The organism is Sulfitobacter sp. 15WGC (assembly GCF_005068605.1).
Classification (GTDB): domain Bacteria; phylum Pseudomonadota; class Alphaproteobacteria; order Rhodobacterales; family Rhodobacteraceae; genus Sulfitobacter; species Sulfitobacter faviae.
The window spans coordinates 220,556-230,927 of the sequence record NZ_SZNL01000004.1; the positions used below are offsets into that span (position 1 = coordinate 220,556).

10 protein-coding genes and 1 tRNA gene are annotated in these 10,372 nt (G+C 62.2%); 5 read left to right on the top strand and 6 right to left on the bottom strand.

What is annotated here, in order from left to right:
• Positions 1-173: 173 nt before the first annotated feature.
• Both ykgO and FCK22_RS05320 read right to left on the bottom strand, forming a co-directional pair.
• Positions 174-299, bottom strand: coding sequence for a type B 50S ribosomal protein L36 (gene ykgO, locus FCK22_RS05315; RefSeq protein ID WP_005850168.1), 126 nt, complete (start codon positions 297-299; stop codon positions 174-176).
• A 76-nt stretch (positions 300-375) separates the two neighbouring features.
• Positions 376-450 (bottom strand) — tRNA-Val (locus FCK22_RS05320).
• 145 nt (positions 451-595) lie between these two features.
• Here FCK22_RS05320 and FCK22_RS05325 point away from each other — a divergent pair.
• Complete coding sequence (locus FCK22_RS05325) at positions 596-1,456, top strand: N-formylglutamate amidohydrolase (protein WP_067264175.1); 861 nt, start codon at positions 596-598, stop codon at positions 1,454-1,456.
• Between the two features lie 2 nt (positions 1,457-1,458).
• Here the strand turns inward: FCK22_RS05325 and FCK22_RS05330 are convergent, their stop codons facing one another.
• A complete protein-coding gene (locus FCK22_RS05330) occupies positions 1,459-2,712 on the bottom strand; it encodes a DNA polymerase IV (RefSeq protein ID WP_136720267.1) in 1,254 nt (417 codons plus the stop codon).
• A 60-nt stretch (positions 2,713-2,772) separates the two neighbouring features.
• On the opposite strand from FCK22_RS05330, the gene FCK22_RS05335 reads away from it, so the two are divergent.
• On the top strand, positions 2,773-3,189 hold the full coding sequence (locus FCK22_RS05335) for an NUDIX hydrolase (RefSeq protein ID WP_067265827.1): 417 nt from the start codon (positions 2,773-2,775) through the stop codon (positions 3,187-3,189).
• Positions 3,190-3,380: 191 nt separating this feature from the next.
• Here the strand turns inward: FCK22_RS05335 and pyrF are convergent, their stop codons facing one another.
• Positions 3,381-4,076 carry an orotidine-5'-phosphate decarboxylase gene (gene pyrF / locus FCK22_RS05340; RefSeq protein ID WP_067265828.1) on the bottom strand — a complete coding sequence of 232 codons (696 nt, stop codon included), beginning with the start codon at positions 4,074-4,076 and terminating at the stop codon, positions 3,381-3,383.
• Between the two features lie 244 nt (positions 4,077-4,320).
• Positions 4,321-4,635 (bottom strand): orotidine 5-phosphate decarboxylase, encoded by a 315-nt coding sequence (locus FCK22_RS05345; protein ID WP_067265831.1) that lies wholly within the window; start codon positions 4,633-4,635, stop codon positions 4,321-4,323.
• 355 nt (positions 4,636-4,990) lie between these two features.
• Between FCK22_RS05345 and clpB the strand changes: the two genes are divergently transcribed.
• Complete coding sequence (clpB, locus tag FCK22_RS05350; RefSeq protein ID WP_067265833.1) at positions 4,991-7,606, top strand: ATP-dependent chaperone ClpB; 2,616 nt, start codon at positions 4,991-4,993, stop codon at positions 7,604-7,606.
• A gap of 121 nt (positions 7,607-7,727) precedes the next feature.
• On the opposite strand, the gene FCK22_RS05355 is transcribed toward clpB, so the two are convergent.
• A complete protein-coding gene (locus FCK22_RS05355) occupies positions 7,728-8,165 on the bottom strand; it encodes a hypothetical protein (RefSeq protein WP_067265836.1) in 438 nt (145 codons plus the stop codon).
• A gap of 123 nt (positions 8,166-8,288) precedes the next feature.
• On the opposite strand from FCK22_RS05355, the gene msrP reads away from it, so the two are divergent.
• Positions 8,289-9,194: a protein-methionine-sulfoxide reductase catalytic subunit MsrP gene (gene msrP, locus FCK22_RS05360; RefSeq protein ID WP_067265838.1), complete on the top strand. Its 906-nt coding sequence runs from the start codon at positions 8,289-8,291 to the stop codon at positions 9,192-9,194.
• Positions 9,195-9,258: 64 nt separating this feature from the next.
• Complete coding sequence (gene msrQ, locus FCK22_RS05365) at positions 9,259-9,906, top strand: protein-methionine-sulfoxide reductase heme-binding subunit MsrQ (protein ID WP_067265840.1); 648 nt, start codon at positions 9,259-9,261, stop codon at positions 9,904-9,906.
• The last annotated feature ends 466 nt before the right edge of the window (positions 9,907-10,372 follow it).

Genomic DNA, 10,372 nt, shown 5'->3' on the forward strand with positions numbered 1-10,372 from the left:
CCCATTTCCAAACTTTGGGGGGCGTATATTCGGGCGTGTCCGACATGATGGTCTTCCTTGTTATTCAAGCCTGCCTTGAAAGTGGGGTTTTGCGCCGGGGTTGCAAGCAGATAGGCGCAACGAAAAAAAGCCGCCCCCGAAGGAGCGGCCTTTAAATCGAATAGCTGCGAAGCTCAGCCCTGACGGGCTTTGAACCGGCGCTGCGTCTTGTTGATGACGTAAACGCGGCCTTTGCGACGCACAACACGGCAATCGCGATGCCGATTCTTGAGCGAGCGGAGCGAATTGCGAACCTTCATGGTCGTCTCCTCATGTCGTGGCGCGGGCCAGCGCCTGGGTTGCGGGCAACCCGCCAAGGGCGGGTCGATGAATAAATGGTGGGCGATACTGGGATCGAACCAGTGACCCCTTCGATGTCAACGAAGTGCTCTACCGCTGAGCTAATCACCCACTTTTCAGCGTTTCCGTAACGGCCCCAAAACTAAATGGGGCGCGAAATTTCGCGCCGTTGGGGTCCTATAAAAGGAGTCGGCGGCGGGATCAAGGGCTTTTGGCGCGGAATAAACACGCTATGTTCGACTTAGAGGAATTTATTATGCCGATGACCGCTTACGAAGTACTGCATCCGGACCGAAACCGCTCTTGCGTGGTCTTTGCATCGCCCCATTCGGGGCGGGATTATGCGGCGTCTTTCCTGCGGCGGACGGTTTTGGACGAACATGCGATCCGTTCGTCCGAAGATGCCTTTGTTGATCTCTTGTTCGACTGCGCACCGCTGCATGGCGCTTCTTTTATCAAAGCCGGGGCCCCGCGGGCCTATATCGACCTCAATCGCGCGCCTGAGGAGTTGGATCCGTCGGTCATCGAAGGCATTCCGCGGCAGGGCCATAACCCGCGCGTGGCCTCGGGGCTCGGGGTGATTCCCCGTGTGGTGGCCAATGGCCGGGCGATTTATCGCGGCAAACTGACCCAAGAAGAGGCGCAGTTGCGAATCGACAGCTACTGGCGGCCCTATCACGCGAAATTGCAGGAGTTGCTCAGCGGGGCGCATCGCCGCCATGGCCAAGCGGTGCTGGTCGATTGCCATTCCATGCCGCATGAGGCGATGGACGGCGTGGCCCGCGGTGGGATGCGGCGGCCCGATGTCGTGCTGGGGGACCGTTTCGGCGCGGCGGCGGGGGGTGAGGTGGTCGACCGGATCGAAGCGGCTTTCGTCGATGCGGGCTTCGTCGTGACGCGCAATTCGCCCTTCGCGGGGGCCTATATTACCCAAGCCTATGGCCGCCCGTCCCGGGGACAGCATGCGGTGCAGGTGGAAATCGACCGCGCGCTTTACATGAACGAGCGGTTGATTCGCCCCAATGGCGCTTTCGAAGCGGTGCAGGCGGCGTTGCAGCGTGTGGTGGCTGAGGTGGCGCAGATCGGGCAGGAGCGGCTTCCGCTCGCCGCGGAGTAGGCTCAGCGCAGCGCGCGGCCTTTGACGATGGCTTTTTCACCGAAACGGCTGCGAATGCTATCGGCGGCGCGCTCGGCCCGGCTGCGTTGTGCCGCCCCGGGGTCGAGCAGATCGCCCGCCATATCCGCCCCCTCGGCGCCCGACAGCTCGGAGAGGCCCACGCCGATCAGCCGATAGGCGCTTTGGTGATCGACCTGGTCGAAGAGGGCGCGGGCGGTGCGGTAAATCCGGTCGGCCAATTGGGTCGGGTCATGCAGCGAGAGGCGGCGCGACAGCACGGTATGATCGGCGCGTTTGAGCTTGAGCGTCACCACCCGGCCCGCCATCTCTTTCGCCTTGGCGCGGTCCGCCACTTTTTCCGCCAAACGCCAGATATGGCCGTCCAGAATCTCTGCATCGCCCGTATCGTCGGAGAATGTCGTTTCATTACTGATCGACTTCACCGGGCGGTGGCGCGAGACGCGGCGGGTGTCTTGGCCCCGTGCCAGATGCCACAGCCGGTCCCCCATGCTGCCAAAGCGCGCGATGAGGTCGGTCTGTTCCCACCGCAAGAGATCGGAAAAGCTGCGGATGCCTGCCTTTTCCAGCGCGGTCTGGGTAGCGGCACCGACGCCCCAGATCATGCCCACCGGTTTGTCGCGCAGAAAGTCTGCCGTTTCCCCCGCGCCGATGACGGAAAACCCATGCGGCTTGTCGAGGTCCGAGGCGACCTTGGCCAGAAACTTGTTGTGGCTCAGCCCGATGGAGCCGGTCAGCCCCAGTTCGGTCTTCATCCGCCGCACAAGCCGCGCCAGCATCATCGCCGGGGGCTGACCGTGCAGCCGCGCGGTGCCGGTCATGTCGAGAAAGGCTTCGTCCAGTGACAGGGGCTCGATGGCCGGGGTCATCTCTTCCATCATAGCCCGGATCGCACGGGAGGCTTCGACATAGACCTCCATCCGCGGCTTGATGATCACCGCCTCGGGGCAAAGCTTGAGCGCCTGAAACATCGGCATGGCGGAGCGCACGCCGCGAATGCGCGCGACATAGCAGGCGGTCGACACGACCCCGCGCCGCCCGCCGCCGATGATGACGGGTTTGCCCGCGAGTTCGGGATTGTCCCGTTTTTCGACCGAGGCATAGAAGGCGTCGCAATCCATATGGGCGATGGAGAGGTCAAAGAGTTCCGGGTGGGACAGCACGCGCGGGCTGCCGCAGCGCGGACAGCGCCGCGCCGGCGGGATTTCAGTTAGACAATCGCGACAGAGGGTAGCCATGGGTACACCGGGAGGGCAGGGTTCGGGCGACGATTCTAAACAGATCGCGAGGGATTGAACATGGTCTTTGATGGCGCCAAGCTCGCGCTCTACCTTGGGGAGAAGCTGGCCGTGATCCTGCGCGATGACACGCCGGGGCTGCTCTTTGCCGATCACTGGGATTTGCCCGGCGGGGGCCGCGAGGGGGATGAGACCCCGCTGGCCTGCGCCCTGCGCGAATGCCGCGAAGAACTGGGGATCGTGGTGCCTGAAGATGCCGTGATCTGGGAGGGCCGCTTTGACGAGAGCGGGCGGATCAAATGGTTCTTCGTCGCGCGCTTGCCTGCGGAGGCGGAGGCCGAGATCGTTTTCGGCGACGAGGGGCAGCGCTGGCGCTTGATGACCGAGACGGAGTTTCTCAACCACCCCCGCGCCGTGCCCGCCTTTCAGGACCGCTTGCGGGTCTATCTTGCAGAGCACGCGAATGGGGGGATGTAGGGCAAATAAAGGCCCCCCGCCTGCGTGAGCGGGGGGAGGTGACGAACATCAGGAAGAACCAGTTCGTCGGGGAGTATCACCTGAGTTCAACATAACATATGGGGCGGTTTTCGCCTAACGTTGATGGAAGTGCTCGCGGCGCATGTCGGCGCGCTGTGGTCGATTTGCTACAGGCGGGGGCGAGCCCGTTGTTAACCTTCGGAAATTTCCTGAAGCAAGGCGCGGGCGGCGGCGGCGGGGTCTTCGGCCTGCCAGATCGGGCGGCCTACCACGATGTGATCGGCCCCGTCCGTGATGGCCTGCCCCGGTGTCGCGACGCGTTTCTGGTCGCCCAATGCAGCCCCTTGGGGGCGCACGCCGGGGGTGACGATCAGTTTGCCGCCCGCTTCGGGCAGGGCGCGGATCGCGGCGGCCTCTTGAGGGGAGGCGATGACCCCATCCGCGCCCGCGTCCAGCGCCCGGCCCGCGCGGGTCAGCACCAGATCACCCAGATCGCCCGGCTGGATCAGCGCGGCGTCAAGATCAGCGCGGTCCAGCGAGGTGAGGATTGTGACGGCGAGGATTTTCACATCGGTGCCCGCGGCCCCCTGTTTGGCCGCAGCCACCACATGCGGGTCGCCATGGACGGTCAGGAAATCCAGATCGAACTGCGCAAGGCCCCGCACCGCCGCCTCAACGGTGGCGCCGATGTCGAAGAGTTTCATATCAAGGAAGATGCGTTTGCCATGCTCTTGCTTCAGTTCATTGGCCAGGGCCAAGCCGCCGCCGGTCAGCATGCCAAGACCGATTTTGTAAAAGCCCACGGCATCGCCGAGCTTTTCGGCCAGTTCCAGCCCCGCGACTGCATGGGGAACATCAAGGGCGACAATCAGACGGTCATCAGACATGCGAGGGCTCCTGCCAAATTTCAAACGGCTTTGACCTACGCCGCAGCGCGGGGCAAGTCCATCATTCATGCGGGTAGGGCGCAAAAAAGAGGCCCGAACACCGCTGAGCGGGTCCGGGCCAAGTGATCAGAGACTTAGCAGGCAGGCACTGGTCTCTGGTTTGCGGAACGCCACATCGGGACAGATGAGGTGGCGGCAGGTCCGCGGGCAGCCGCGCGGCAGGCAGGCGCCGCGCGGAAGGGGGTCAAGCCGCGTCGCGACCGGGGAGGTGCATGACCTCTTCCAGCCAACGCAGCGGGTCGAAGCTGCGGCGTCCGGCCCGCTGTGCGGGGACGTGGCGCAGAACTTCGGAACTCAGGCCACGCTTTTGTGCGTGGCGGCGAAGCGCCTGACGGGACAGCCCGTCAGCGGCATCGTGGTATGACATGGTAATCGGGGCATCGATGGCGCAGGCGTAACGGCGCAGCTGCTCTCCGTCTTGAACGGTCACCAGCGCTTCGAAACACTGAGTGGCCGCATTATAGGTGACATCTGTCAACTGGATCGGGCGCGTCTGCATCGTTTCACCTCTTGCGTTCTTCTGAACCTTGGCAGGCTGCTTTGTCCTGCTCTCCTCTGCTGGGTAAACGCGAGAGGCGGCAAAATGGTTTCATTATGGTTACAGCTTCTGTGGATAAAGGTTAACAATGTATTTATATCAGTGACATAGGGATGTATTCTATGTCTCAAAATTGCCGTATTTTTGCCTTATTGGCTGATTTTTTCCTATTGGCGGCGCCGCTCTCGGCGGTATTTTGCATCTGGATGGTCTTGAACCGGCAACACCGCTTCCCAAATTGATACCGAGGCTCAGACCGCCGCGTGCCACATATCGGGCGCGGCATTTTAGAGCGCTTGTAGAAAAGGAGAGACCCATGGACTTGAGCAAGTTCACGGAAAGATCGCGCGGCTTCATTCAGGCGGCGCAGACCATTGCAACACGGGAAAGCCACCAGCGGCTGGCCCCGGAACATGTCCTCAAAGCGCTGTTGGACGACGACCAAGGGCTCGCGCGGAATCTGATTGCCGCGTCGGGCGGCGACGGGGCGCGCGTGGTGCAGGCGCTTGAGTTGGCGCTTGGCAAGATTCCGAAAGTCACCGGCGATGCGGGGCAGGTCTATCTGGACGGCACCACCGCCAAGGTGCTGGCCGAGGCCGAAGCGATTGCCAAGAAAGCAGGCGATAGTTTCGTCACTGTCGAGCGCATTCTGACCGCGCTTTGCATGGTGAAATCCGGCGCAAAGACGGCGCTGGAAGCGGGGCAGGTGACCGCCCAAGGGCTTAATGCCGCCATCAATGATGTGCGCAAGGGCCGCAAGGCCGACAGCGCCACTGCCGAAGACAACTATGAGGCGCTGGAGAAATACAGCCTCGACCTGACCGCGCGGGCCGAAGAGGGCAAGATCGACCCGATCATTGGCCGGGACGAAGAGATCCGCCGTGCCATGCAGGTGTTAAGCCGCCGCACCAAGAACAACCCGGTGCTGATCGGTGAGCCGGGCGTCGGTAAAACCGCCATCGCCGAAGGCTTGGCGCTGCGCATCGTGCATGGTGACGTGCCTGAATCCCTGCGCAACAAACGGCTTCTCGCGCTCGACATGGGGGCGCTGATCGCCGGGGCGAAATACCGCGGCGAGTTCGAGGAGCGTTTGAAAGCCGTGCTGACCGAGGTGACCGAAGCTGCGGGCGAGGTGATCCTCTTCATCGACGAGATGCACACGCTGGTCGGTGCCGGTAAGGCCGATGGCGCGATGGACGCCTCGAACCTGCTGAAGCCTGCGCTGGCGCGGGGGGAATTGCACTGTGTCGGTGCCACCACCCTCGAAGAGTACCGCAAATATGTTGAGAAAGACGCGGCACTCGCGCGGCGGTTCCAGCCGGTGATCGTGCAGGAGCCGACGGTGGAAGACACCGTCTCGATCCTGCGCGGCATTAAAGAGAAGTATGAATTGCACCACGGCGTGCGCATCAGCGACACCGCGCTGGTCGCGGCGGCGACGCTCAGCCATCGCTACATCACCGACCGTTTCCTGCCCGACAAGGCGATCGACCTGATGGACGAGGCGGCAAGCCGCCTGCGGATGGAGGTCGACAGCAAGCCTGAAGAACTGGATGCGCTGGACCGTCAGATCCTGCAGCTGCAGATCGAGGCGGAAGCGCTGAAGAAGGAAGACGATGCCGCGTCCAAGGATCGGCTGGAGGCTTTGCAAAAAGACCTCAGCGATCTGCAAGATCGCAGTGCCGAGATGACAGCGCAGTGGCAGGCCGAGCGTGACAAGCTGGCCGGGGCGCGTGACATCAAGGAGAAGCTCGACCAAGCGCGGGCCGAACTCGACATCGCGAAACGCGAAGGCAACCTCGCGCGCGCGGGCGAGCTATCTTATGGCGTGATCCCGCAGTTGGAACGCGACCTCGAAGCCGCCGAGGGCCGTGAGGATGACATGATGGTCGAAGAGGCCGTGCGCCCCGACCAGATCGCCTCCGTCGTTGAGCGTTGGACCGGCATCCCGGCGGGCAAGATGCTTGAGGGTGAGCGCGACAAGCTGCTGCGAATGGAAGAGCAGTTGCATGACCGCGTGATCGGGCAGAACGCCGCCGTGAAGGCCGTGGCCAATGCGGTGCGGCGCGCGCGGGCAGGGCTCAACGATGAGAACCGCCCCTTGGGCAGCTTCCTCTTCCTCGGGCCGACTGGTGTGGGCAAGACCGAGCTGACCAAGGCCGTGGCCGAGTTCCTCTTTGACGATGACAATGCGATGGTGCGCATCGACATGTCGGAGTTCATGGAGAAACACGCCGTGGCCCGTCTGATCGGTGCCCCTCCGGGCTACGTCGGCTATGACGAGGGTGGTGTGCTGACCGAAGCGGTGCGGCGCCGGCCCTATCAGGTCGTGCTCTTCGATGAGGTCGAAAAGGCGCATCCCGATGTCTTTAACGTGCTCTTGCAGGTGCTCGACGATGGTGTGCTGACCGATGGTCAGGGCCGCACGGTCGACTTCAAGCAGACGCTGATCGTGCTGACCTCCAACCTCGGGGCGCAGGCGCTGAGCCAACTGCCCGAGGGCGGCGATATGGCGGCGGCCAAGCGTGACGTGATGGATGCGGTCCGGGCGCATTTCCGGCCCGAGTTTCTGAACCGTCTGGACGAGACGATCATCTTTGACCGTCTGGGTCGCAAGGACATGGACGGGATCGTCGATATTCAGATGGCACGGCTGCTCAAGCGACTTGCCGGGCGGAAGATCACACTCGATCTCGACGACGCCGCGCGAAAATGGCTGGCGGATGAGGGCTATGACCCGGTCTTCGGGGCGCGTCCTTTGAAGCGGGTGATCCAGCGTACCGTGCAGGACCCGCTGGCCGAGATGCTCTTGGCCGGGGATGTGAAGGACGGCGACACCGTCACCGTTCGCGCCGGGGCCGATGGCTTGATCATCGGCGATCAGGTGGCCGCGTCAAACCGGCCCAAGCCGGATGACGCTACGGTGCACTAAACCTTAATAGATGAAGAGAAGGGCCGGGTTTTCCGGCCCTTCTTGCGACCGGAGGCAGAAACCTTTCGCCCAGTGGCACGCCGGGCATCGCCCTCTCTTCCCCCGGAGGGCGATGCCCTTTTCACTCTTCCCCAATCGCCTCTTTCACGATCTTGTCGAGCAGGCTCTGCACCTCTTGCATCGCGCCATCGGGAAAGGCGCGGTAGCCGATGGTCACCTCTTCACTCTCAGGCAGTTGCATGACGAAAATGTCGTAGGGGCAAAAGCCGATGTTCATCACATCCGCCTCCATCACCTTGCGCGACAGCGCAGCCGAGCAAAAGCTGAACACCTCCGCCGCCTCGAACAGCGCCACGTCCGACCCGACATCGGCGCGGGTGCGGTCGAGCATCTCACCGACATGGCTGACGTTCTCGGGGATGAGCCCTTGGTTCAGGATCGCGTTCTCCACCCCGAAGGTCACATCACCAAAGCTCTGGTCGGTGGTATAGGTAACCATCTCATCCGCTTGGGCGGCGCTGGCCCAGATCAGACCGGCGGCGAAAAGAAAACGGATCATGGCGGCACTCCTTTGAATAACGGCGCCTGACATTCCGGTGTGCTGGCTGAAATCCGGGCGAAAGGATTTGGTATGGCTTCCGGCGGGCGCTAACTTTGCATGAGTATAGTAGGGAGCGCTGAAATGGCCAATCGCTGGATCAATCGACTGACGGACCGTGACGTGACCGATGAGGCGCAATACCTCAACCGGCGGCAGATCATGGGCGGTGCGATGGCAGGGCTGGGCCTTGCCGGGCTGGGGCAGGGGGCCGCGGCCCAAGAGGGGCTGACCCCGAATGACTACGAAGACATCACCCAATACAACAATTACTACGAGTTCGGCACCGGTAAGGACGATCCTGCGAAATACGCAGGCGCGCTGACGACCGCCCCTTGGACCGTGACCATTGCGGGCATGGTCGACAAGCCGGGCGATTACGCTTTCGAGGATATCATGAAGGCGATGACCATCGAAGAGCGCATCTACCGGCTGCGCTGTGTCGAGGCGTGGTCGATGGTGGTGCCGTGGAATGGGTTCGAACTGGCCGATCTGCTCAATATGGCCGGGGTGCAATCCGGCGCGAAATACGTGGCTTTTGAAACCGCCTACCGCCCCGAAGAGATGCCGGGCCTGCGTTTCCCCGTGCTTGACTGGCCCTATGTTGAAGGGCTGCGGCTGGATGAGGCGATGCACCCGCTGACGATCATGGCCACCGGCATCTATGGCAAGGACATCCCAAACCAGAACGGCGCACCGCTGCGGTTGGTCGTGCCGTGGAAATACGGGTATAAATCCATCAAATCCGTGGTGCGCATCACGCTCACCGACACGCAGCCGCCCACCAGTTGGAACAAGGCCGCGCCGCGAGAATATGGTTTTTACAGCAATGTGAACCCCAAGGTCAGCCATCCGCGTTGGTCGCAGGCCGATGAGCGCCCCATCGGTGGCGGGCTCTTCGCAGGGCGCCAGCCGACGCTGATGTTCAACGGCTACGAAGAAGAGGTGGCGTCGCTTTACGAGGGCATGGACCTGACGGCGAACTTCTGATGCCTGCCGCGATATATATGCACCGTCCTTTCGCTCAAGCGCCGCTCTCTGGCGTGGCCGCAGCATGACGCGTCTGGCTGGTGCCCTGAACCGGGCCGCCCGCCGCATCCCGGTCTGGGCAGTCTATCTCCTGCTGGCCCTGCCCATCCCGTGGTTCTTTTACCAAGGGCTCACCGGCGGGCTGGGGCGTGATCCGGTAAAGGGGCTCGAACATCTCTATGGCGTCTGGGCGCTGCGCCTGCTGATCGCCGGTCTGGCGATCACCCCGTTGCGCCGGGTGTTTGGGGTGAGCCTCCTACGCTTTCGCCGGGCGATCGGTGTGATGACCTTCGTCTATGCGCTCGCGCATCTGACGGTCTGGGCGCTGCTCGACGTGCAGGGGCTGTCGCGTATCTGGGCGGATATTCTCAAACGGCCCTATATCACCATCGGTATGGCCGGGTTCCTCTGCCTCGTGCCGCTGGCAGCGACATCCAACAATTGGTCGCTGCGCAGGCTGGGGGCACGTTGGCGCAAACTCCACCGGCTGACCTATGTAGCAGCGCTCTTGGCAGCCCTACATTTCCTATGGCTGGCGAAAGGGTTTCAGCTAGAGCCGCTGGTCTATGCCGGTCTCGTCGCGGGGCTTTTGATCTATCGGCTGCCGTTAGGGGGCCTTTGGCAGAAAGGCCCGCGGGGATGGGCGACTCGGAAGGGGCAACAAGGGTCGTGATTCACGCGCCTGAAACGCGCGATTCCGGGCTGTGGCATGTGGATAACTGATGGCGTTAACATAACGTGGGCATATTAGGGGAGTTTGCGTTAACCTCTGCAGTGTCTCGCATGCCGTAAGTCGTTGTTTTGACGTGCTTCTATAGGACTTTCACAAAAACTGCACAAAACTTCAAAAAACGGCTTGCGGCTTTGCCCCACTAACCTTAGAACCCCCTCTACCGGCGGCGCTGAAACGCACCGCTGGGGTGCCAGACGGGGCGGACGGCAGCGGAGACGCGAATGTTCGGATCGCGAGGCGGATAAGAATTCGAGGTATTAGAGGCGGGGCGCGCCAAGAAGTTAGGGCGCATCTCAGTTTCTTTTGTCTCAACGCTGTTTGAAAATTTGATATCTGAAGAGATATGTGGGCGGTTTGGTTCATTCGATGGATCAACGTCTGTATATCGCGCTCTTAGGGTTTCGGC